Source organism: Variovorax sp. GW822-FHT04A09 (assembly GCF_058801005.1).
This window is the reverse complement of sequence record NZ_JBXAMV010000003.1, coordinates 19,623-41,674: the sequence shown is the minus strand read 5'-3', so window position 1 is coordinate 41,674 and position 22,052 is coordinate 19,623. Positions and strand designations below refer to the sequence as shown.

Sequence of the window (22,052 nt, the reverse complement as noted above, 5' to 3'; positions counted from 1 at the left end):
TACTTGGGTTGTGAGTTCGCCGGCTGGGTTGCGGCGGTTGTCAGGGCCATCGTCGCGCTCGCCGGGTCAGGCGAAGCGCAGCCGATGGCACGATGCGATGGCCGCGTTCAGCTGCGCCTGAACTGCTCGACGCGCGCGTCCAGGAACGACTGCATCGCCGATCCATAAGGCGGCCTTTGCTGCTGCAGCAGTGCTTCCGGCTGCTTCTGGACAAACACGGAGACGCCGTTGCTGAAGGTCTTGAAGCCCTCGGCGCCGCGATAGCGGCCCATACCGCTGGCGCCAGAGCCGCCGAAAGGAATGTTCTCGTAAAAGATCTGGCACAGCACGTCGTTGACCAGCAGCCCGCCGGTCTGGATCGAACGGGTGACGAGCGCCTGCTCGTCGGCGTCCTGACCGAAGTAGTAGGCCGACAGCGGGTTGGGCCGGGCCCGGATGTAGGCCAGTGCGTCGTGCACCGTGTCGTACGGAAGGATCGGCAGGATGGGGCCGAATATCTCTTCCTGCATCACCTTCATGTCGTCGGATGCGTTCAGCACCACGGTCAGGGGGAGTTTGCGGCTGCTGCCTTCGGCATCGCGGTCGACATAGGGCACGGTCAGCAAGGTCGCGCCCTTGGCCCGGGCATCGTCGAGCAGACCCTGCAGGCGGCGCAGGTGCGCCTCGTTGATGATGGCGCTGTAGTCGTCGTTGCCGTGGATCGTCGGATACAGACAAGCGGCCTCGGTCAGGATTTTCTCGGCCAGCACCCGTTCCTGTCCTGCAGGCGCCAGCACATAGTCCGGCGTGACACACACCTGGCCGCCGAAGGCCAGCTTGCCGTGCGCCAGGCGAGCCGCGGTTTCGTCCAACTGCGCCGTCCGACCGCAAATGACCGGGCTCTTTCCTCCCAGCTCCAGCGTGACGGGCGTCAGGTTCTCGGCCGCCGCGCGCATCACGTGCCTGGCGACCTGGGTGGAGCCGGTGAAAAAGAGGTGGTCGAAGGGCAAACGGGTGAAGGCACTGGCGACGTCGGCGGCGCCTTCGACGATCGCGACCTCCTCGGGCGCGAAGGTGTGCGCGACCATCCGGGACAGCAGGCTGGCTGCGGCGGGCGCGAACTCGGACACCTTGACCATGGCCCGGTTGCCCGCGGCCAGGATGCCCATCAGCGGCAGGCAGGTCAGCAGCACCGGGCCGTTCCAGGGCACCACCACGCCCACCACGCCCACGGGACGGTAGTGGACGGCCGCCGTGGTGCCGGTGTGGGCCACATCGTGCGGCAGTTCCAGCGGTTGCGGCTCCAGCCAGCGCGGCAGGTGCTCGATGGTGTGGCGGATCGCCGAGACGCCGCCGACGATGTCGGCCGCGCGTGTCAGGTGGCGTGAACGCCCCTGGAAGTCCTGCGACAGGGTCTGCACGATCTCGTCTTCATGATCGAGCAGCATGCGTTCCAGCCGTTTCAGACGGTCCAACCGTGTGGCGAGGTCGGGAACACCGTCGCGCAGGAAGCTGTCTTTCTGCACCTTCAGCAGGCGCTGAAGGTGTTCAGTGCAATCGGGGGCATTGGGTGTCGAGGGCATGGATGATTCCGCTGGGGAGTTGGAAGAAAAAGGGGTGTCGGCGTGGTGGCGCCTACCGGCGGCGGCGCCAGCGACGAAGGCTCGCGCCGCCCGTCGCCGCGATCAGCACCACCCCGGCGAACAGCTGCTGCGAATAGGCCGGGGCGCCGACCAGCAGCAGCCCGAGGGTGCCGGTCCCGATGATGTAGACGCCGATGACCGTGCCGAGGATGTGGAAGCGCCGCTGGGCCAGCGTGACGTAGCCAAGGAAGGCAGACGCGAAGGCGGGCAGCATCATCGACGTGCCGAACAGCGGTGTGAGCGACCCTTGGCGCGCCGTATAGACAAAGCCCGCCAGGCTGCCCAGCACGGCACAGGCAATGAACGCGAGCATGACCTTTCGCTCGACCCGGATGCCGGCCATGCGGCTGGCCGCCCGGTTGCTGCCGATGGCGTACAGATGGCGTCCCGTTGCGGTGTAGCGCAGTGCCATGCCCATCAGCACGGCAAACACCACCAGATAGAAGAACGGCGCCTGCAAGCCGCCGATGCGCCAGGTGCCCCATTGGATGAAGGCATCGGTGAAGCCAGTGAAGATCACTGAATTTCCGGTGACCCACAGCGTCAGTCCGTCCAGCAGGCTGGCAAGGCCGATCGTCGCCACCAGCGCGGGGATCTCCAGGGTGGTGACCAGCCAGCCGTTGGCCAGCCCGATGACCACGGCACTTGCCAGCACGGCAAGCAGGGCGAGCGGTACCGGCCAGCCGAGCCGCGCAATCAGTACCGTGGCCAGCGCGCCTGCGAAGGAGGCCGTGGCAGCGATCGACAGATCGAACTCACCCACGATCAACACCAGCGTCAGCCCGCAGGCGAGCAATGCCAGCACCGCGCCATCGTTGAGGATGGTGGTCAGATTCTCGAGCGTTGGAAAGATCGTGGGCATGGCCAGAGAGAAGCCGGCGATGAGCAGCCCCAGAAAAACCACCGGTGCCAGGCCGCTGAGGTCGGTGCCCGATCCGGCGTGATCGGACGGCGCGCGGGCGGCGGCGGAGGCCGGGTCTTGCAGGGCGACAGGCGCTTGTGTCATGAGGCGGTTTCCAGGGAGTTCGTTGGGGCAAGAAGGAGGTGGAGCATGGCGTCCTTGGAGATCTCGGCGCCGCGCAGCTCCCCTTGGAGTGCACCGTCCCGAAGCAGCAGCACGCGGTGGCAAAGCGCCTCGAGTTCCTCCAGTTCGGAGGACGCGACCAGGATCGCGCGGCCCTCGGCCGCCAGGTCGCGGATGGCGTCATAGATCTGCGACTTCGCGCCGATGTCGACGCCATGCGTCGGCTCGTCGAGCAGCAACAGGCGCACCGGGCCGACCAGCCATCGCGAGAACAGAATCTTTTGCTGGTTGCCGCCCGACAGTGCCGACATCGGGGCGTGGATCGACGGCATGCGAACCGCAAAGCGCTGGATCGCCACGCGCGCCTGCCGCATTTCTTCCTGCCGCCGCACGACTCCGCCGCTGCTGAAGCGCGACAGCCAGGGGAGCGTGACGTTCTGCCAGATCGGCAGCGAATCGACATAGCCGTCGTGATTGCGGTCCTCGGTCACCAGAGCGATGCCGGCACGCAGGGCGTCCGGTACCGAGCGGATGACTTGCGCCTGCCCGTCGAGCCAGACACATCCCGCCTGGTGCGGCAAGGCGCCGTACAGCAGCTTGAGCAGGCGCGAGCGACCTGCGCCGCCGAGCCCTGCGATGCCGACGATCTCGCCCTTGCCGACTTCGAAGCTCGTCGGCCTCAGCCGGCCGTCGCTCAGGCCTCGGACCTTCAGCAGCGGCTGGCGCATGTCGGGCGCCGCCACGGCCTTGCGCTCGAAGAGCTGGCCGATCGCGCTGCCGACGATTTCCTCGACGAGGCTCGCTTCGTTGAACGCGGCCAGTGGCTTGCTGGAAACCCGCTGACCATTGCGCAGCACGGTCACGCGATCGGCGATGCGGAAGACCTCTTCCAGCCGGTGGCTGACGTAGATGACGCTCACGCCGCGACCGCGCAGCGTGCGGATCGTGGCCAGCAGGACGCGCACCTCCGGCTCGGACAGCGAGGCCGTGACCTCGTCGAGCACCAGCACCTTGGGCCGGTGTTGCAAGGCCCGCGCAAGCGCCACCATCTGGCGCTGATGGGCGCTGAGCTCGGACAGCGGGAGGCGCGGATCGACCCGCAGCCCGAGGGCTGCCAAGCCTGCGGCGCACTCGCGATGGTGGGCGTTCCAGTCGATCAGCCCGAAGCGGCGATGGCGGAAGGGCAGGCCCAGGTAGAAGTTCTCCGTGATCGAGAGATCGGGTGCGAACGCAGGCCGTTGGTGGACGAAACCGATACCGGCCGCGCTCGCATCATCAGGATGGCGCATGCGCAAGGGCTGGCCGTCCACCCTGATATCGCCACTGTCAGGCGCGTGGTCGCCTGCGAGGATGCGGATGAGCGTGGACTTGCCTGCGCCGTTTTCCCCTACCAGCGCGTGGATTTCTCCGGCGCCGAGTTCGAAGCCCACGCCCTTCAATGCCTGGGTGCTGCCGAACGACTTGACAATCTGCTTCAGTTCCAGTGCTGGGGCGGAGGCGCTCACTTCCCGGCCTTCCACAGCGCCTGGTACTTCGCCTTGAAGTCCAGGCCCGGGTCGTAGCGCTTGCCGGCGGCGGCGTTCGACGCCTGCACCAGCTGCAGCGGGAAGTCGCGGTTCACGCCCACCTCGGCCTTGTGGATCACCCGGTTGCATTCGTCGATGCCTGCCCAGGCCACCCATTCGAGGCCCCAATTGATCGTGGCCGCCTGTCCGGTGCCGGAGGCGATGGATTTGAGCGCCACCGGCTCGCCGTCGAAGCCGAGCGCGCGGATCTCCCCCCGGCTGCGTTGCCTGGCGGAGGCCAGGATCGGCACCAGGGCTTCGTCGTAGGGGCCGACCACCCATTGGATCGTTCCCTTCGCGTGCTTGGTCAGCAGCGCCTGCGTCTTGGTGATGAGATCGGGCGCGCCGGCGCTGACACTGAACTCGACCTCATCGGTGATCCGTGCCGTGCCCTTGCCATGCGCCGCCAAGTAGTCCTTGACACCCTGCACGCGTTCGGCGAGTTGCGGAAAGGCCGGCGCGGAGAACAGAACCACGTTGCCGCCCCCGTTGGCCACGATGTAGGCGCCCAGCAGTTGGCCCGCGGCGTTCTGGTCGATGCCGAATCCCACGTCGCCGCCGTACTGTCGCGGGTCGTCGGCGAAGCCCGTGACGAAGGCGATGCCCTTTTCCTTGCCGCGCTGGATTTGCGCGCGGATGTCACGCGATGGAGACCCGAGCGTCAGGACGCAAGACACCCCGCGGTTGATGGCTGCATCGACGGCTTTCTGGGTGACTGTGGGATCGCCTGTGGAATCGACCGGCACCACGGACCATCCGATAGCCTTGGCTGCGGCCGTCGCGTCCGCAAGCATCGTCTGACACACCGACAGCACAAGGGGACAAGGGACCACGGCGACCGTGGCCCCTTTCGCAGGGGGCGGCGAACTTTCCGCGCCGCTCCAGCGGACGGCGCCGTCGCCGAGCTTGTCGCGCGACATGACGGACTTCGCCGCTTGACCAACGATCCGCTCAGAGAATCCGCGTGTTGCGTCGGATTGAGCGAACGCACCTCCTGAAAAGCCAATTGCCAGGGCCATGGCGAGGATGTCGGTGGGCCGTGTCTTGCTGTGCATCATTTGCCTCCTGTTGTCTTTCTTACGGATCCCGATGGGGTGCGAGGAATCCTAAGATCGAGGCCTGCAGGGAGGTTGGAGAATCATGCGCAATAGATTGATCCTTTGTGCATTCGGCAAAAAACACGACAGCGTGACCTGCGCTCGATGAGTTGATGCCAGTGAAAGGCGTCTCCGTCAGGGTGACCGTGTCGCCCACCGCCACGCGCTGCGGATCGCCGTTGTCGGCTTCGGTGGGCGTGTTGGGGCGTTGTTGCATAACCCTGCGCGAGTGGCCTCCGATCGTAGTTAGGCTAGGCTAGACAGATGAGCAAGCCACCGCGGGCGAAGTACCGCACGGCGAACTGGAGTGAGTACAACGCGGCGCTCAAGCGCAGGGGATCATTGATGGGCTGGCTCGACGTCGACCTTCAATGATTGACTCCTGCCAGTGGTCGCTCAGGCCGGCTTGCTGTGTTCAGCAATGCTGCGATTCAGTTCTGCCTGACCTTGAAGTGCATGTTTGGGCTGGGCCCGCGCCAGGCTACGGGCCTAGCCGAGAGCCTGATCAAACTGGCCCACTTGGACTGGGCCGTGCCCGACTACAGCACTTTGTCGCGGCGTCAGAAGACATTGAATGTGGCCATCGCCACGCGCCGCAGCCGCGCGGGCCTACATGCTCGTTCGTCGGGAAGGCGAGACGCTGAACGCGCTGCTCAAGCGGCTCGACAAAGCCATCGCTCAGTTCTACGAGAATGGAGAAACCACCGACGAGATCAACGGCGCCTGACTCGCGTCAAGATGACATGGCCGGACGCTTGCGCAAGGCGATCGACCGGTTTGGGGAGGAGCGGCTGGCGGCTATGCGCCCTAAGCAGCCGATCGCTAAGTCCGAAAGCTGCCGTTCGAGTAGAGTAGCTTGCCTGCCAGTAGCATCGCCGCCATGCCGAACACCTTGCCCAAAACTATCTGCCTCGTGACTTCGGGCATGGGCATCGTTCTTCACTCTCCCTGGGCGACTGCAAACCTCGCACAAGGCGAGGACTTTCTCACCAGCAGGTTCAGCAATCCGGCAGATGTTGCCGAGTGGGTCAATTCATCGAGAATCGCCGCGTTTTGCACCGGCTCTCCTGGTGTATGGCGCTTGCATCTGCGCACTGACCCGCCTGACGAAACCGCGCTAGTTCAGGCCGACTACAAGGTTCGACTAGGCGTGGAGGTGCGTGATGGCCTCCTGCAGATTCGAGACCTGTTCGAGTTGATGGCCTGGGACGCCGCCTGTGATGACGAGCAGGTGATTCAATTGGCCGACGGGTTCTACCGGATCACCGCGTACACGTCACCTCCAGGGAGTGGAATTCTCGGTGATGACCAAGACATCCACCTGCATCTAGAGGCGGTCGTCGAGCCCGCACGGCTGGTACACCACGGCGTGCCGCAACTCTGTGACTGAACCTTCAAATCGCGCTCATGAACGGCCGGTCCTGGCCGACGGCGGCTGCTCAGCCGGGGCCTTCCAGCTTGGCCGGAGACCTTGGGCCGCTTCCTCGCGAACCCGTGCGAGGGACGATTCCGAACCTATCTCCGCCTCGATTTCACCGATGCAGCCCCAGCAGTCCCCGCCGCAATCCAAGGACAGCGGGTCATCCTCTCGACCGAGCTCACGACCACAAATCCGGCAGTTCATTTGATGAATCGTGCCACAAGGTTGAGCGACTGGTTTTGGCCGACTGTAGCCGGTGACTCTGCCTTCGCGAAGGGGCCCATTCCGGACGTTGGGCTTTCCCGAAAGCCGCCCTTCAGAGCGCGAATGTCTTGCCTAGCGGTCGAATGCGGACCAAATGAACCAAATGCAGAGCGCAATCCAAGCGGTGCAAATTGTCGAGCGGGCCCAAGCCCAAAGTGCCACGCCGTTGGGCCAGGGTTTGGCTGGCAGAAGGCGACGAAACACTAGGAGTGGCATGACGGCGGCGAAGTACGCCAACATGAAAACGAAAAGCACCCTACCCGGCGCAGAACCAACGGACGGGGCCAGGCGCTCCAATACGGCAGGAGTGAACGATAGAACCACGAGCACGAAGACAAGCGGCCACCGATGCTGCCTCCAGAAGGAGGCGGAACTGGTTGCGTATTTTGAGTGGAGCGCTGGTGTTGGCATTGGTCGCAGCCGGGGGAGAGAAGGAAATCAACCTTCACGTGAACGGCAGGTTGTGGCCGATAGTACCCATTCGTGCGAGGCCAAGGGATGTCGGCAAACGCTGCGAAGCCGGCATTGGTTGCTTTCTAGCGCGAGGCCGCCTTGCCGCGAGTCCTACCGGTCGCCGTCCAAGGTCTACTAACGCTGACAGGCCCAAGCAGTCATGGGCCGAGCGTTGACCTCGGCATTGCGAGGCGCGGCGACCATCAGCAGGCCGGGCAAGAGGTTATTCGTGACGGCCCCCCGAAATCATGAAGCGGTGATGCGGGGCGTGACTTCCGCGCTCAATGTGCTGGCAGGGTCGTACCTTGGAGCGCGGCGAGTTGCCATGCGTCTTCGCGCCGCAGCCACACCGCCAGGTAGCAAGTCGTGATGTCGCGCAGTTCACCGTCCCGGTGCACCTGTGCGTGCATTTCGCCGGAGACCAGGGCGCAATCCGGCATGTGCGTTACCGCCAGCCGGTCGAAGCAAAGGCGCTGGTAGACGACGTGTCCCGAGGTCAGCCTGGCAATCAGGCTCTCACGCGAATCGGCGCTGCCGGTGGAATGCACGTAGCGCAGATCGGGCGCCAGCAATCTGCGCAAAGCGTGCTCGTCGCCGGCGAGCATCGCTGCACGTCGTTCTTCCTCCAGTAGGAGGATCCGCACGGCCTGGTCCAAGGCTCACTCGTCGCAGATGCCGTTGCGCAGCACACCGATCGCGTCCACCTCGATCTCGCAGACATCACCGGGCTTCATGAAGACCTGCGGCGTGCGCTTGTTGCCGACGCCACCCGGCGTGCCGGTCACGATGACGTCACCGGGCGCAAGCGGGATGAACGTGGAGATGTAGGCGATCTGGCGCGGAATGCTGTGCACCATCATATCGGTGGTGGCCCGCTGCATCTCCTGGCCATTCAGCCGCGTGACCAGCGTCATCTTCTGGTCGGCGGCGATCTCGTCGGCCGTCACCATCCAGGGGCCGAAGCTGCCAGTGCGCCAGAAGTTCTTGCCCGGCGTCCACTGCGAGGTGTGAAGCTGCCAGTCGCGCACACTGCCGTCGTTGTAGCAGCTGTAGCCGGCGATGTGCGACCAGGCATCGGCTTCGGAGATATGGCGGCCGCCCTTGCCGATGACGATCGCGATCTCGCCTTCGTAGTCCAGGCGTTCGGAGGCGCGCGGGCGCACGATGTCTTCGCCGTGGGCCAGCTGCGAGTCGGCCACGCGCAGGAAGATCACGGGCTTTTCCGTCACCTCCTTGCCGGTCTCGCGAATGTGCTCGGCGTAGTTCAGGCCGATGCAGAAGATCTTGTCTGGGTTGGGAATCACCGGCAGCAGCCTGACGTCGGCCAGGGACAGTGTGGCCGTTGCGGCGGCCACCTTGGCGGCTGCCTGCGAGACGAGGTCCGCGGCGATGAACGCCTTCAGATCCGGCGCACGATCGGCAAAGATCGCGCGCAGATCGACCACGCGGTTGCCCACTACGGCACCGTAGCCGTCCTGGCCGTTGTGGTGATAGCTGATGAGTTTCATGGGAATTTCCTTGGGGAGGGTTGGGGTGGATCTAGGCCAACCGACCTCCGATGCGCGTCGTGGCCTCGGTGATCAGTCGGACCAACTTTTCAAGGTCGACGATCGCCAGGCGCGAGGTATCGAATACGAGGGAAATGGCAGCCCAGGCGCCGCCATCCGACTTCGGGATGGGTGCGGCCACGGCCGCCAGCTGCGGCTCCAGCTCGCCGTTGGATACGTAGTAGCCCGCCTTGCGGATGGCCGCGTAGTAGCGGCGAAACTCCGGCCACTCCGCGGGCAGCCCGCAACGCACAAGCTCCTCGTGCCGCGACTCGAAGACCTTCTTGAGCTGGGCGGGACCGAAGGTGGACAGCAGCACCTTCGGCGCACCACCGAGGAACAGCGGCCGCGGGCGGCCCCGCCCGTAGGCCAGCTCGGCCGGCATGCCGCCCATCTCGCGGTGCGTGTCGAGCACCTGCATGCCGAACACGCCCGTCACCACGCAGTCGAAGCCCGTGGCCGCGACCAGCTCGCGAAGGATCGGCAAGCCGACCTTCAGCACCGGATCGGCGCGGCGGATGTAGTGGTCCAGCAGGATGATGCGCGGCCCCAGGGCGTAATGCGAATCCTCCACGCGCTGCAGCAGGCCCGCCTGCAGCATCAGGCGCACGTAGCGGTAGCTCGTGGGCAGCGAAACGTCCAGCGTCGTGGCGATGTCTTCCGCCGTGCGTGTCAGATGGGTGTCGTCGAAGAGGTCGAGCACGCCCAGCATGCGTTCCAGGCTCGACGTGGAAGATTCGGACACGGCAGTTCCCCAATGAATAGTTCATGGCGCGACGGGGAGGTATTGCGAAATGCGATCCAGATCAGCCCCTGATCGCGCCACGCCGACGATATATCGGTCGGGCCGCAGTATCACGGCATTGGCGTCATGCGCCTGCAGCCAGGCGTCCAGGCGTGGATCGGGGCGGTCGATCACCACGGCATCGCTGTGCAGCCAGCGCTGCACCGTCGCCGGCGCGGCCGCCGAGAGCGTGTTCCTGTGTCCGATGACCGCACTTCGGCGGCCGAGCAGTTCATCGAGCAGGCGTCCGTCCGCGAGTCGCGGCTGCGGAAAAGGCCGGCCGGCGGGGCTGTCCGCCGCGGCGTCGAAAGCGCCTGCGCCGAGCAGCTGCGGCGGCAGCTCGAAGATCTCCGGCTGACCGGCCTTGAACTTCGCATCGCGCTCGGCGGCCTGCTGCAAGTCGGTGGTCTGGATGATGCTGCCCAGGCGCACGGCGAGGTCGATCAGCGCGCGCACGTGCGGCTTGCGCTCGGACTCGTAAGTGTCCAGCAAGGCGTGCGGTGCGCGGCCGGCAAGCACCGCATCGAGCTTCCAGGCCAGGTTCGAGGCATCGCGGATGCCTGCGCACATGCCCTGTCCGAGAAAGGGCGGCGTCTGGTGGCACGCGTCGCCGGAGAGGAACAGGCGACGCTCGCGCCATCCGTCAGCGATCACCGAGTGGAAGGTGTAGATCGCTGCACGCTCCAGCGTCGCCTGGTCGCGGCGCACCCAAGGCGCCACCATCCCCCAGAGATGGTCTGGCTGGACGAGCGCCTCGCGGTCGTCGTCGGGCAGCACCATGATCTCCCAGCGCCGGCGCGCGCCCACCACGTGGCAGTAGGTCATGGGCCGGCGCGGATCACAGTGCTGCACCGTGTGATCGGGCAGGTCCACCGGCTGCGTCAGCACCACGTCGAAAACCAGCCAGGGCTGGCGCAAGCCCAGGTCGACCATGGGACTTCCGATGTGCTGGCGGATGGGGGAGCGGGCACCATCGCAGCCGACGACAAAGCGGGCCTGCGCCGAATGCTTCTGGCCGCTGTCCATCGCGCGATAGCTCAGCGTGGCGACATCGGCGTCCTGCCGGATATCGATGAACTCATGCCGCAGCTTGACTTCGACCTGCGCGAAACGCGCGATGCCATCTCGCAGCACCGCCTCGAGCTGCGGCTGGTGGAAGTAGTAGTTGTTGGCGCATCCGTGAGGGCCGAGCGCGGCCGTGCCGCCGCGGATGAGCATCGTCTCGCCCGCGCCGTTGACGAAGTGCATGCCCTGCGTGCCGGGGCGGGAGATCGCCAGCACCTGCTCGCGAAGACCGGCCGCCTGAAAGGTGCGAAGCACCTCGCCGTCGAAGTGGATGGCACGCGGCAGTGAAAAGATGCCGGCCTCTTTTTCCAGCACAAGCACGGACCGGCCTGCTGCGCCCAGCAGGTTGGCGAGCATGGCGCCGGTCGGCCCCAAACCCACGATGGCCACGTCGTAGACGTGCGAGCACTCAGGCATTCTGGTTTTCCTGCATGCGGCACGCGATCTCGGCCTGCCATTGCGCGCGGCTCATGAATTTGGGAAAGCGCTTGGCGATGGCTTCGGCCTGCATAAGGATGGCCTCGTCTGTCTGCGCCAGGTCGATGCTCTCGCGCAGCGGCTGGTCGCAGTACCACGGCGTGTCCATGAACAGCTCGAGCCGATTGCCTTCCGGATCGCGGCAATACACCGACACCGCGTTGCCATGGGTCACCGGGTGCATTTCGGTGGCGCCTTCTGAAAGCAGCCGGTCATGAAAGCCGCGCAACGTGGCCAGATCGGGTACCCGGAAGGAAATCTGGTTCACAACGTTGAAGGTCATGTCCGCGGGCCGTCCCGTGGCGAGCACCAGCTGGTGGTGCTCGGTGGGATCGCGGCTCAAGAACACCAGCTGCACCGTGCCTAGGTCGCCCGCATCCGTCTGCGTGAAGCGAAGCGCCTGCTTGTAGAAGCCCGCCATGCGCGGCAGGTCGGTGACGTACAGGCCGATGTGGCTGAACTGCAGATTCGATGTTGGGGGAGGTTGCATCAATTTGTCTCCATCTGAGAACGGGTGGCATCAACGGGGCGTCTATTGGATAAATAATGAGTATATTATCGTATTTTGATAATTTAAGTGATTTTTGTATGATCCGATCTCGTGCAATTGGCACGGATTCGCAGATGGAGACAAATTCATGACCTTCCTCAAGAGGCTCGCCGTCCAATCGTTGGTCGCCCTGGCGCTCGCCGCGGGCTTCGCCTGTGCCGCCACTGCTGCCCCTCAGGCCGAGTACCCCACCAAGCCGGTGCGCATCATTGCCCCCTTCCCGGCAGGCAGCGGCCCCGACGCCAACGCCCGGGAGCTCGCGGCCGAGCTCACCAAGATCCTGGGACAGTCGTTCTTCGTCGAGAACCGGCCGGGCGCCTCGAACATCATCGGCACCGAGGCGGCGGCCAGGGCGCCTGCGGACGGCTACTCGCTGTACATCGGCACCACCAGCTCGCTGTCGGTGGTGCCGCACCTGTACAACAAGCTGCCGTTCAATGCGGAGCGCGACTTCGCGCCGATCAGCCTGCTGGGCGTGCTCAACACCGGGCTGATCGCCCACCTGGGCGTGCAGGCCAGCGACGCGCGCGGGCTCATTGCCCAATTCAAGGCCAGGCCCGACTTCGCGTCGGTTGCCACGCAAGGCATCGGGAGCTATTCGCACCTGTCGGCCGTGTGGTTCAACAACGTCGCGGGCGTGAAGGCCAACCTCATTCCGTACAACAGCAACAGCCCGTACACCGACCTGCTGGCGGGCCAGATCCAGTTGATGTTCGATGGCTTGCCGGCCGCTGCGAGCAACGTGCAGGCGGGCAAGCTCAAACTGCTGGCCATCACCGGCAAGGAGCGCCACCCCAGCTTTCCGAACGTGCCGACCTTCGCGGAACAGGGCTTGCCCGACTACGCGCCCATCGCCTGGCAAGGCGTGCTTGCGCCCGCGGGCACGCCGCCGGCCGTCCTGAAGAAACTCAGCGCGGCCATGCGCAAGGTTTGCCAGTCGCCTGAGCTGGCGAAGAAGTGGCGCGACTACGGCGGCGAACTGCGCTGCAACACGCCGGCCGAGTTCACGGCGTTCATCAACGCGGACCGCGCCATGTGGGGCAAGGTGATTCGCGAGGCAGGCGTGAAGCTTGACTGATCGCGTCACGCATCAAATCGACCCTCACCCTCAACTTTGCACCTGCGGATAACGCACTCTCAAGCCCTTCGCGATGCTGAGCGCTCCAAGGCATCGCGCCGTCAACCTATCATTGTTTGGAGTTGCCCTCGATGGGCTGCCTTCGGAAGATCGCAATCGGTTCGTGATCAAAGGAGAGCCAGCATGACAGGGATCGAAATTGGGCCTTGCTTCAGATGGGGCGACCACTGTGTCGTGGTGGCGGCTGCACGCCGCGGGGATGGCAGGTGGGCAGCCGTCACTATCTCCGGTGAGCAAGGTGGATGCGCCCAAAAAAAGCGACGCTTACGGCACTAGAGCGGGCTGCTAGCGTGCTGACAGGTGGCTCAAAAGCAGATCACCGTTGGCGCACCTCTTTGAGGCGAGATTAAAAACCTGCCTGGTCAGCGCGCCGTTCGGATACCCCCGCCGCCTGAAGAACTGCGGGGCACGCCACAGGCCTGCTGGCATTCACACGAATCAACCGGCAAGCAACGACCAGTCACAGGGTCATAGCCGACCGCGGACTGCCGCGCATTGTTTGCTGCTGATGCGACTGGAGGTTTGCTCACCGCTCCTGCTGACAAATGAGCCTGCGGCACGCAGCGACGCCCGCCAGACTGCACTTGGTTGCAGGCGCTTTCGGCCGCTGCGTACTGTCGTTGGCGCTCTTGTCGCTCCGCCTCGATCTGTGCCGGTGTGGTGCCGTCCGTCGGACAGCCGCCGGCAATCATGTCCAGCACCGTCTTTGTCATGAACATCACCGTTTCCGTGCTGGCGGTCACCGATGCATTGGGCGGCACCCTGGTCGTCATGACAGTTTGCTTCATGGCTTCGCAGGTCTGGCTGGAAAGGCGCGTTCCTGCGGGGCGGCCGGCTGCGTTTGCCGTACCCGCTGGCGACGAACCTCCGCCCGCTGCCGTGCTGCCACCGGACTCACTTGTTATCTGCCGCGCCGTCGTGGCCGTCAGCGGATGGTCGGGGAAGCGGCTCATCAGTACGCGCTGCACTTCCCGGGCGCGGGTGCGGTCGCCCTGAACGTTCAGTTCGTCGGCTCGCGCGAAGAGTTGGCCGGCATTCATCGCCTGCAAGCTGGCACGGAATTGCTGCTCGGCCTGTGCGGCAGCCTCCTGCTTACGTCGTTCCTGCTCTTGTGCCTGCAACAGCTTGTCTTGCTCCGCCTTCGCCTCGGCAGCCTTGCGTTCGGCCGGAAGATCAATTTCAGCGATGACGGTCTTGCCTGATCCGTCGTATTGCCTGCCCACCGATAGCTTGCCTTTTTCGTAGTTGCCCGCTTCCGCCAATGTGCCGTCTGCACGCAACAACCGCCCCGCGTCATGCAGACTGCTGACGATACGTCCTTCAAAGCGCCGGCCGTCGGCATAAGTCTTGATTCCGGTGAAAGTTTGTTTGCCGTTGTCGTAAGACCAAGCTCCATCGAGCAGGTACAACTCGTCGCCGCTGATACTGAGGATTTGCCCCCGAACAAAGTGTCCATCGATAAATCTTCCGACCGTGCGAGCAGGCCCGTCGATGGACTTTCTCCCGGTCATCGGGTTGGGCGTCGTCTTCTTCGGTGCGTCTCCATCGCCCTTCAGGCCGTCATCGCCGAATGTTCCGCGCTCGATCGAGCCATACTCCGAGATCAACGTGCCAACGCCTTGGCTTTTGCCGTCGCGTACCTGTCCGTAATAGACCCACTGGACGTTGGTTTTCCACCGGCCGGTCAACACCTCGCCTGCTCCGACCGCGCGAACCGCTTCGCCGATTTTTCGGATCGTTTCTTTGGCTTCTGGGGAGCGCTCCTCCAAGTCGCGCGCGTTCGCGTAGGCCTCGCCTCCCAAAACGGCGGTGAACACCGCGTCCGGCGTGACCTCCTTGCGGATGCCAAAAAGCGTTTTCGTTCCCTCGCCGATAAGTGGCTGCAAGCGCTCCAGATAACCTTTGGCATCGGCGCAGCGGCGATGGCTGTTCAGGACATAGCCGCAGCCAATATGCGCTTTGCAGAGCGCCGCAATGGGCGCAACGGCCTCTTCCTTCAACTCCTCGCACTTCAACTCAGGCAGGGGCTGTGCCTGGGCGCTTAGGGGGATGGCCAGAACGCTTGCCCAGAAGGCAAGGCCCAGCGCGGTTGTCTTCATCATTGGGGCGTCTCCTCGATCCGGACGGCCAAAAGTCTAGTCGTGCAATTTGTAGACCAAATACCGCATTTGTGGGAGTCCACGGAACCCGGTGGCCACAGTGCTCGAGTCAAGAAAAAGCCCGCACGAAGGCGGGCAAGGGCGCCTCGGGAGGCGGTTCAGATTGGGAGCTAGACGAAGTCCAAGGAGCTAATTGTTGACAAGAGTAATGCAAATTACTAATGTTCAACGATGCGCGAAGCCGCCGGCTGTTTCCTCCGACCGCATCGGGTGCAGAGATGACCCGCACGGATGTGGCGCTGCGTCTGTCCGAGTTGAGTGACCTGGACTTGGCCAAACTGCCGGACGATGCCGTTTCGCAAGTCTTGCAGATGATCGGTGAACTGAACCCGAGCAGTAGTTGCTACGAGTCCAACGTCGAAACGATTCTGAGCCTAGGGGCGGTGATTTGGACATTTCCGCCGCACATGGATAGGGTGACAAGCGGCGTTTAGCGATCGCTCTGGACTTCGTTCACGAGGTCAGTGTTGAATGACAAGCAGCGCCGACGCGAAGCGACTTCTATCGCCGGGGCCGAGAAGCGCCCCTGCACTGATTTGACCGTGGCCGGCGCATATGTGTTCTGTGCGCCGCACCGCCGAGTTTTGGCCTCTGGAGCCCAAAGACAGCATGCGCCAGTCTCGCGATGTGGCGCGGGTCATCGTTGAAGGCGATGGGGTAGACAACGCGGCAGACCATGGTGAGCCAGTCACCGTCGAGCTTGCCGTTGCACTGGTCGTGCAGCTCTTTCTTAAATTCGTGCCACCACGCCTCCTGATCGGTCAGGGTGCGGCCGGCGATCACGATGAGGTTGGCAGGCTTCCACATGGGCGGATGCTACTTCTCGCTTTCTGCTCATGTGCGATTTCACATCGACCAGCCCTCGGTCTACAGTGCCGAGCCGAGTCGCAACAACGCTCCCTGCCTATGATCACTGTGAGGAAAAAGCACAGTCCCCAACGCGAAATCCTCAGACGACAGGGGTGATCGAAGGCTGGGGTCTAAGCCTCTATGCGATGGCCCAATGCGGCAAAGCGATTGAGGAGCGCAGGCGTGAGGAACAAATCTACATGAAGGTCTAGACGGCTATGCCACGCAAGCTACAGAGGTCGATGCAGGCCAGACGACGATGACGGTCCGTAGGGCGCTCTGGGGCTGTTGTTGCCGTAAGCTGCGCAAATATCCGTCGGCGGCGTGGGGCAGCCCCGTCTGTGCGCCAAAAGCTAACCCTCTTAAACGCCCTGTTATCGGCGGTTGAGTGCTGGCTGGTTCTGGCGAGCAGCTGCGAGTCGATCAGTGCGGGCAGTGAGTCTGCGATCGTGAAGCTTGTCAGTCGCTGCAGTGCTGACATCACCAGTCCCCGCGCTTGCCCCAGCAATCGAGTAGCACGAATGTCAAGCGCAGCAGACAGCGGCGCAAAGTACTTGTGGTGAGATGGAATCCGGCGGACGTCGGCGTTTGCCACAGGTGGGGCAGTGCGCTGACTGCACGACTACATCGATTGCACATTGACGAGGGGTTCTCTCCGCGGTAGCGGGCAGATGCCGTCCCATGTAGTTGGAAATTTGGTCGAATAGTGCACAAGTCTTAGGCGGGCGATCACATCGGCCAGATGCGCCCCCGGTGTGTGCGGAGCTAGCATGCTGCACATGTGGAAACCTGATCGCCCTCTTATGATCGCTGGCCGACCGCTGTCCATTCAGGACGCATGGCTCGTCGAATTCGAAGAGATATTCGACGAACTTTGTGGTGGTCAGCTCGATCCGTTGTGGCTGTCTGGCTTGGCCACGACGCTCTATCCACTGAACATGGACTGCGCGCCACATGTGGCTGCTCGGATCGCATTCGTTACCCTTGGCTATGAGCCGTCGCGTGACGCGACCGATGACCTCTTGGCAACTCTTGCTCCATCAAGTCCGTCAGAGTTGCACTGAAGCTCCCAACAAAGCGCCACGTCAGCTTCGCTGTGCCGAAGCATCGAATTCCGTCCCTACCAGAACGCAGGGGAAAATCTAATGCGCATCGGGCCTCCTAGACTGATGTGCTTCCGCGACATCGACCCTCAACCTGCCGTGATGTTGTTGGCCTTCACGACGGCGCCCCGCATCTTGTACTGGTCGCGGGTCATCGCACCGAGCTGATCGGGAGAGCCGCCACCGGGCTCGTCTCCCCGATCGGCGATGGTCGGAGTCATCTCAATTGCGAGCATTGACCTCTTAGGAGAATGAATGCAAGGCAGACCTATCCGTACGAAGGCTTCTGCCCTGCGGCCAGATCGCCGGCTCGCGCGGTGTGAGCCGACGACCCACGCTCCTGTTCAGGGCGCCAGCGTGAGCTTGAAAATCTGGTTGCCGTTGGAGGCACCCACGTAGACGCTCCCGTCGCTGGCCACCGCCACGCCGATCGGAAAGTTGAAGCTCATCGCCGCGCCGGTGCTGTCGCGTAGCGTGCTGATCTCGCCCGCGGGCGTGACCACGCGCGCCACGCCGTCCCAGGCGTGGGTCAGGAACACGTTGTCGTGCGCATCCACCGTCACGCCGTAGGAGAAGCCGAGCCGGGCTGGCGTGGCGGTGGTTCCGTCGACCACGCCGCCGTTGGCGCAATCGCCCAGCGGCGTGCTCACCGTGGCGCTGGCCACGTCGATCTTGCGCAGGCACAGGCTGTCGGTGTCCGTGTCGTACAGCGTGCGTCCATCGCGGCTGATCGCCAGGCCCTGCGGGCGCGCAAACTGGGCGGCGGTGCCGACTCCGTCCAGGTTGGCCTGCGTGCCGTCGCCCGCGAGCGTGCTCGTGGTGCCATCGGGTGCGACCTTGCGCACGCGCTTGTTGCCCAGGTCCGCCACGAACAGGTTGCCTGCACCGTCGAGCGCAATGCTGGCGGGGTTGTTGAACATCGCAGCGGCCGGGCTGTCGGCATACCCGCTGGTGCTGTCGCCGACCCAGGTGCTGTAGGTGATGGCGTTGGGAGCGATCTTGTTGATGCGGTGCTGGTCGCTCACGTACAGGGTGCCGTCGGCGGCCAGTGCCAGGCCATACGGCGTATTCATGGTCGACCCCGGCGTGACTTCGGCGCCGGTGCCGCTGGCCGTGTCGATGCGGTAGACCGAGCCGTTGCCGCCCATGGCCACATAGAGGTTCGCACCGCTGGCGTCCAGGACGAGCTGGTAGGGGCGGTTGTAGGTCACGCCGGTGGTCGCCAGCACGGTGGCGACCCAGGGCTTCACGGTCAACGTGGCGGCATGGCTGGTCACGCTGGCGTTGCCGCCCGTCACCTGCACGCGCAGCTGCTGGCCGCTGTCGGCCAGCTGGCCGGCGGTGGTGGTGAAGCTGTCGCCGGTGGCGCCGGCGACATCGCTCCAGCTGGCGCCGCCATCGACGCTGCGCTGCCACTGGTAGGCGGTGGCGCGCACGGCCTGCACCTTCAGCGTGGCGGCCACGCCCTGGCCCACGGTGGTGTCCGATGGCTGCGTGGTGATGGCGGGCGCGGTGTCTTCCGGCGCGGGGGCGGGCGGCGGTGTGTCCTGGGCTGCAGGGGCCGGTGCAGGGGCGACGGCGAAGCCGGGGAAACCTCCGCCGCCGCCGCCTCCACCGCAAGCCACGAGCACGAGGTTCATCACCATCAGCGCGGCAGGTGCACGCCATGCACGAAGAACGGGACGAGGAGTAGTCATGAGGGGCCTTCCTTTTTTCAAGTGGAGTGAGAGAGAAGGCCTCCACGGTAGGGTCGGCGATACGCGCAATCCAGTGTCGAAGGTCATCGACACCCCGCAAAAAAAAAGTGCTCAGGCGCGCATGCCGGCGTGCGTTGCATCGTGCCGGGTCAGCGATGCCAGGGCCTGCAGCAGCCTGTCGGCCGCCACGGGCTTGAGCAGCACCTGCAGCCCCGATTCGCGCATCTGCTGCTGCCGCAGCGGCGCGGTTTCCCCGGTGATCAACAGCGCCTGCAGGCCGGGGCCGAAGCGCGCGCACAGCCGCTGCGCGGCGGCCAGCCCGTCGCCGCCGTCGGCCAGTCGCACGTCGCACAGCAGCACCTCGACAGGGGCGCTTCCGTGCGCGGCCTGCGCCAGCACGGCCTCGGCTTCGGCCTCGCTGGCCACGGCGTCGATGCGCACGCCGTGGGCCTGCAGCAGCCCGGTGACGGCCTGGCGGATCGCGGCTTCGTCGTCGATGAGCAGCACGCGCTGCGGCAACGGCAAGGCAGCGTCCGGGCGCACGGCGAGCGGCGCGACGCCCGAAGCCGACACCGCCGGCAGCACCAGGCGAAAGCGGCTGCCGTGGTCCAGGCGCGAGCGCACCTGCAGCGGGTGCGCCATCAGGCGCGAGAGCCGGTGCACGATGGACAGGCCGATGCCCAGCCCCTGCGCGCGGTCGCGCCCCGGATTCCCGACCTGGTAGAACTCGTCGAAGATGCGGCCCAGGTGCTCGTGCGGAATGCCGATGCCGGTGTCGCAGACGTCGATCCACACCAGCGGCCCGCGCGCACGGGCGGCCACCACCACGCCGCCGCGCACCGTGTACTTGAGCGCGTTGTCCACGAGGTTGGACAGCAGCCGCTGCAGCAGCTGCGGGTCGCTCAGCACCCAGCACGGTGTGGCGCGCAATCGCAATTGCAGGTCGCGGTCGGCCGCCTGGGCCGCGAACACATTGTTGAGTGCGAGGAACAGCGGGTTGAGTTCCACGGGGCGGATCTGCGGCGACACCTCGCCGGCGTCCAGCCGCGAAATGTCGAGCAGGGTGTCCAGCGAATCGCCGAGCGTTCCGACCGCATCCATCAGCCGCGCCGCGTGGTTCCATTCGTCGCTGCCCTGGAGCTTCTTCTCGATGACGGCGCCGAACAGCGCGATGGCGTGCAGCGGCTGGCGCAGGTCGTGGCTGGCCGCGGCAAGAAAGCGCGTCTTCTCCTCGCTGGCGCGCTGGGTCGCGGCAATCTGGTGGCTCAGTTGCTCGGCCAGCGCCTCCTTCTCGAAACGCATGGTCAGCGCGGCGGTCAGCAGCCGGTGGTGCTGCAGCGCGAAGATGATCATGACGCCCATGTACAGCAGGCAGCCGGTGGCCAGGAACAGGTGCACGGTGTCGCCGCGCCAGGCCAGCGCCAGGGTCAGGCTCGCCATGCTGGGCACGATGAAGCGGGGGATGTTGCGCTTGAGAACGGCCAGCGACAGCGCACCGCCGGCGCAGCCGCCCATCATCATGACGATGACCATGACCCACAGCCCGAGGTTGCGCCCCGGCGGCACGCACAGCCAGGGCGCCAGGCCCCAGACGCAGGAGCGCATGAGCACGTTGCGCGCGTTGAAGCGGGCCCAGTACTCGGGGTGGGCCGCTGCATCGGGGCTGCGCTGGTAGCGCCGGTATGCGCGCCGCAGGGTCAGTGCCAGGTGCAGCGCCATCCACAGCAGCACCTGCCAGCGCCGCGTGGCCACGAACAGGCCGATGCCCAGCGTCTGTGCCGTGAGGAAGTCCGCGAGGTAGGCGGCCGGCGCGTTGGCATGCACCGTGGCCACCTGCTCGCGCAGCACGCGCTGGGCCAGTGCGGGCGGATGCGGCTCGGTCATCGCGGGCATGCGGGCATCGGCATGTCGAAGGCCGCACCGTGCGCGGGCGTCACCTCAGGCTGCTGATGAGCTGGGCCCGCGAGCGCATGCCGAACAGCAGCAACAGGGTGGACACGTGGTTCTTGACCGTGCCCTCGGTCAGGCGCGACAGCTGGGCGATCTCCTTGTTCGACTTGCCGGCCAGCAGCCAGTCGAGGATCTCGACCTGGCGCGCATTGAGCTGCGGCTGCAACTCGGCCACAGCCGCCTTCGCGTGCACGACGGCTGGTGCATCCGCCAGGGGCCGGGCCGGCAGGCCGACCAGGTCGTTGTCGCGCACGTAGCGCAGCACCTCGCCCAGGTGCCCGGTCTTGGGCAGGAAGGCCTGCGCGCCGAGCGCCATTGCGCCCTGCATCAGCGCATGGCTGTCCTTGCCCGAGAGCACGACCACGCGCGATGCCGGAAAGGCGCGCTTGAAGCGCACGAGGGTGTCCAGCCCCTGGGCGTCGGGCAGGTCGAGGTCGAGCAGCACCAGGAAGTGCGACGCCAGATGGAGCTCGTACAGGTGCAAGGCGTCGGCCAGCGAGCGCGCCTCGTACACCGGCACGCTGCCGGTCTCCGCCAGCAGCAGCGCCCGCAGGCCCAGGCGCACCAGCTCGTGGTCGTCGACCACCAGGATGCCTCGCGCGGGGATGGCAATGCCGGCCTCGCTGCGCAACGGCGCGGCATGCGACGGCTGTGGTGTGGCAGTGGCCATGGTCCGGGCATGGTAGTGCGGACACCAGCGAACCTGAAATGACCAAAGTCATGACGCACGTCGCATTGGCGAAGGGAAAAGACATACGCAGAAAGGCATATACCGTCGGGGCGCCCCGTTGAGGGACGTATGAAGCAGTCGGACTGCAGCACGGCATCACTCCAGGCGGGGCCTTGAAATACCTTGTTGTCGATTCCCGGCCTGTCTGAGTCGCGGTAGTCGTATTCAATGGCTTGCTTGCCATCGCAGAGCTCTTCACATTGGTCGCGTTTTCTTCTGAGCAATGCCTTGTTCCTGTGCCTTTGAGCAGGAGCCGTTTTTGCGGTCGGCATCTTTCTTCTTGCCATCGGGGACTCAGGAAGCTAGTGGCGTGGAGAACATTCCCACTGATCAAGGTGACCTGGTCGTATTCGCCACTTGGACCATGCGGCTTGCCTGCTTGAGGCGTTTTTTGAAGTCACGCCACCAAGCTACAGTCGGCCACAACCGGGCGGTCAACAACGGGCCTGTCACGATCAAAAGCAGAAGCCAATTCGTGATGCGGGAGCGACATTCAATGACGGCTCGAAAGCCCCTCGCGAGTGCGTCAGCACGATTTCGACTCACGTTGCTACTTTG

Annotated in this window: 21 protein-coding genes and 1 pseudogene; 6 read left to right on the top strand and 16 right to left on the bottom strand. The window is 64.9% G+C overall.

The features are described 5' to 3' along the window. Window positions 1–107 precede the first annotated feature (107 nt). From AC1RLW_RS16630 to AC1RLW_RS16610, 5 genes are read right to left on the bottom strand one after another with little or no spacing between them, the layout of a single operon-like run. The gene (locus AC1RLW_RS16630; RefSeq protein ID WP_493194015.1) at window positions 108–1,562 is read right to left on the bottom strand and encodes an aldehyde dehydrogenase family protein; all 1,455 of its coding nucleotides are present in this window, start codon (window positions 1,560–1,562) and stop codon (window positions 108–110) included. Window positions 1,563–1,614: 52 nt separating this feature from the next. Next, window positions 1,615–2,628 (bottom strand): ABC transporter permease, encoded by a 1,014-nt coding sequence (locus AC1RLW_RS16625; protein ID WP_493194013.1) that lies wholly within the window; start codon window positions 2,626–2,628, stop codon window positions 1,615–1,617. Beyond that, window positions 2,625–4,151 carry a sugar ABC transporter ATP-binding protein gene (locus AC1RLW_RS16620; protein WP_493194012.1) on the bottom strand — a complete coding sequence of 509 codons (1,527 nt, stop codon included), beginning with the start codon at window positions 4,149–4,151 and terminating at the stop codon, window positions 2,625–2,627. Before AC1RLW_RS16620 ends, AC1RLW_RS16625 begins: the two co-directional genes overlap by 4 nt. Further along, on the bottom strand, window positions 4,148–5,266 hold the full coding sequence (locus AC1RLW_RS16615; protein ID WP_493194011.1) for a sugar ABC transporter substrate-binding protein: 1,119 nt from the start codon (window positions 5,264–5,266) through the stop codon (window positions 4,148–4,150). The genes AC1RLW_RS16620 and AC1RLW_RS16615 overlap by 4 nt, the downstream gene beginning before the upstream one ends. 22 nt (window positions 5,267–5,288) lie before the next feature. Further along, the gene (locus AC1RLW_RS16610) at window positions 5,289–5,525 is read right to left on the bottom strand and encodes a hypothetical protein (protein WP_493194009.1); all 237 of its coding nucleotides are present in this window, start codon (window positions 5,523–5,525) and stop codon (window positions 5,289–5,291) included. A gap of 194 nt (window positions 5,526–5,719) precedes the next feature. On the opposite strand from AC1RLW_RS16610, the pseudogene AC1RLW_RS16605 reads away from it, so the two are divergent. The 3 genes and pseudogenes from AC1RLW_RS16605 to AC1RLW_RS16595 all read left to right on the top strand — a co-directional run. Continuing rightward, window positions 5,720–5,863: pseudogene (locus AC1RLW_RS16605) on the top strand (transposase); the annotation flags it as partial. A gap of 19 nt (window positions 5,864–5,882) precedes the next feature. Continuing rightward, window positions 5,883–6,035, top strand: a complete 153-nt coding sequence (locus tag AC1RLW_RS16600; protein WP_493194693.1) for a hypothetical protein — start codon at window positions 5,883–5,885, stop codon at window positions 6,033–6,035. Window positions 6,036–6,188: 153 nt separating this feature from the next. Next, window positions 6,189–6,698 (top strand): hypothetical protein, encoded by a 510-nt coding sequence (locus AC1RLW_RS16595; RefSeq protein WP_493194008.1) that lies wholly within the window; start codon window positions 6,189–6,191, stop codon window positions 6,696–6,698. Window positions 6,699–7,726: 1,028 nt separating this feature from the next. On the opposite strand, the gene AC1RLW_RS16590 is transcribed toward AC1RLW_RS16595, so the two are convergent. Genes AC1RLW_RS16590 through AC1RLW_RS16570 form a run of 5 tightly spaced genes read right to left on the bottom strand, consistent with a single transcriptional unit; the run spans window position 7,727 to window position 11,808 of the window. Next, window positions 7,727–8,101, bottom strand: a complete 375-nt coding sequence (locus AC1RLW_RS16590) for a nuclear transport factor 2 family protein (protein WP_493194007.1) — start codon at window positions 8,099–8,101, stop codon at window positions 7,727–7,729. Between the two features lie 3 nt (window positions 8,102–8,104). After that, window positions 8,105–8,953 carry a fumarylacetoacetate hydrolase family protein gene (locus AC1RLW_RS16585; protein ID WP_493194006.1) on the bottom strand — a complete coding sequence of 283 codons (849 nt, stop codon included), beginning with the start codon at window positions 8,951–8,953 and terminating at the stop codon, window positions 8,105–8,107. Window positions 8,954–8,984: 31 nt separating this feature from the next. After that, a complete protein-coding gene (locus tag AC1RLW_RS16580; RefSeq protein WP_493194005.1) occupies window positions 8,985–9,737 on the bottom strand; it encodes an IclR family transcriptional regulator in 753 nt (250 codons plus the stop codon). A gap of 21 nt (window positions 9,738–9,758) precedes the next feature. Beyond that, window positions 9,759–11,258 (bottom strand): bifunctional 3-(3-hydroxy-phenyl)propionate/3-hydroxycinnamic acid hydroxylase MhpA, encoded by a 1,500-nt coding sequence (gene mhpA, locus AC1RLW_RS16575; protein ID WP_493194003.1) that lies wholly within the window; start codon window positions 11,256–11,258, stop codon window positions 9,759–9,761. Beyond that, window positions 11,251–11,808, bottom strand: coding sequence for a VOC family protein (locus AC1RLW_RS16570; RefSeq protein ID WP_493194001.1), 558 nt, complete (start codon window positions 11,806–11,808; stop codon window positions 11,251–11,253). The genes mhpA and AC1RLW_RS16570 overlap by 8 nt, the downstream gene beginning before the upstream one ends. Window positions 11,809–11,956: 148 nt before the next feature. On the opposite strand from AC1RLW_RS16570, the gene AC1RLW_RS16565 reads away from it, so the two are divergent. Further along, entirely contained in the window at window positions 11,957–12,946 is a 990-nt protein-coding gene (locus tag AC1RLW_RS16565) for a Bug family tripartite tricarboxylate transporter substrate binding protein (protein WP_493194000.1), read from the top strand. Between the two features lie 422 nt (window positions 12,947–13,368). On the opposite strand, the gene AC1RLW_RS16560 is transcribed toward AC1RLW_RS16565, so the two are convergent. Beyond that, window positions 13,369–15,108, bottom strand: coding sequence for an MORN repeat-containing protein (locus AC1RLW_RS16560; RefSeq protein ID WP_493193999.1), 1,740 nt, complete (start codon window positions 15,106–15,108; stop codon window positions 13,369–13,371). A gap of 218 nt (window positions 15,109–15,326) precedes the next feature. Here AC1RLW_RS16560 and AC1RLW_RS16555 point away from each other — a divergent pair, with 218 nt between their 5' ends. After that, window positions 15,327–15,599: a hypothetical protein gene (locus AC1RLW_RS16555; protein WP_493193997.1), complete on the top strand. Its 273-nt coding sequence runs from the start codon at window positions 15,327–15,329 to the stop codon at window positions 15,597–15,599. Between the two features lie 67 nt (window positions 15,600–15,666). On the opposite strand, the gene AC1RLW_RS16550 is transcribed toward AC1RLW_RS16555, so the two are convergent. Further along, window positions 15,667–15,972, bottom strand: coding sequence for a hypothetical protein (locus AC1RLW_RS16550; RefSeq protein ID WP_493193996.1), 306 nt, complete (start codon window positions 15,970–15,972; stop codon window positions 15,667–15,669). Between the two features lie 812 nt (window positions 15,973–16,784). Here AC1RLW_RS16550 and AC1RLW_RS16545 point away from each other — a divergent pair. After that, window positions 16,785–17,078 carry a hypothetical protein gene (locus AC1RLW_RS16545; RefSeq protein ID WP_493193995.1) on the top strand — a complete coding sequence of 98 codons (294 nt, stop codon included), beginning with the start codon at window positions 16,785–16,787 and terminating at the stop codon, window positions 17,076–17,078. Between the two features lie 128 nt (window positions 17,079–17,206). Here the strand turns inward: AC1RLW_RS16545 and AC1RLW_RS16540 are convergent, their stop codons facing one another. The 4 genes from AC1RLW_RS16540 to AC1RLW_RS16525 all read right to left on the bottom strand — a co-directional run bounded on the left by AC1RLW_RS16540 (window position 17,207) and on the right by AC1RLW_RS16525 (window position 21,434). After that, entirely contained in the window at window positions 17,207–17,338 is a 132-nt protein-coding gene (locus tag AC1RLW_RS16540) for a hypothetical protein (RefSeq protein WP_493193994.1), read from the bottom strand. A 123-nt stretch (window positions 17,339–17,461) separates the two neighbouring features. After that, the gene (locus tag AC1RLW_RS16535; protein WP_493193993.1) at window positions 17,462–18,814 is read right to left on the bottom strand and encodes a DUF8696 domain-containing protein; all 1,353 of its coding nucleotides are present in this window, start codon (window positions 18,812–18,814) and stop codon (window positions 17,462–17,464) included. Window positions 18,815–18,925: 111 nt separating this feature from the next. Then, window positions 18,926–20,707, bottom strand: coding sequence for a sensor histidine kinase (locus AC1RLW_RS16530; protein ID WP_493193991.1), 1,782 nt, complete (start codon window positions 20,705–20,707; stop codon window positions 18,926–18,928). Between the two features lie 40 nt (window positions 20,708–20,747). Next, window positions 20,748–21,434: a response regulator gene (locus tag AC1RLW_RS16525; protein ID WP_493193989.1), complete on the bottom strand. Its 687-nt coding sequence runs from the start codon at window positions 21,432–21,434 to the stop codon at window positions 20,748–20,750. Window positions 21,435–22,052: the final 618 nt, after the last annotated feature.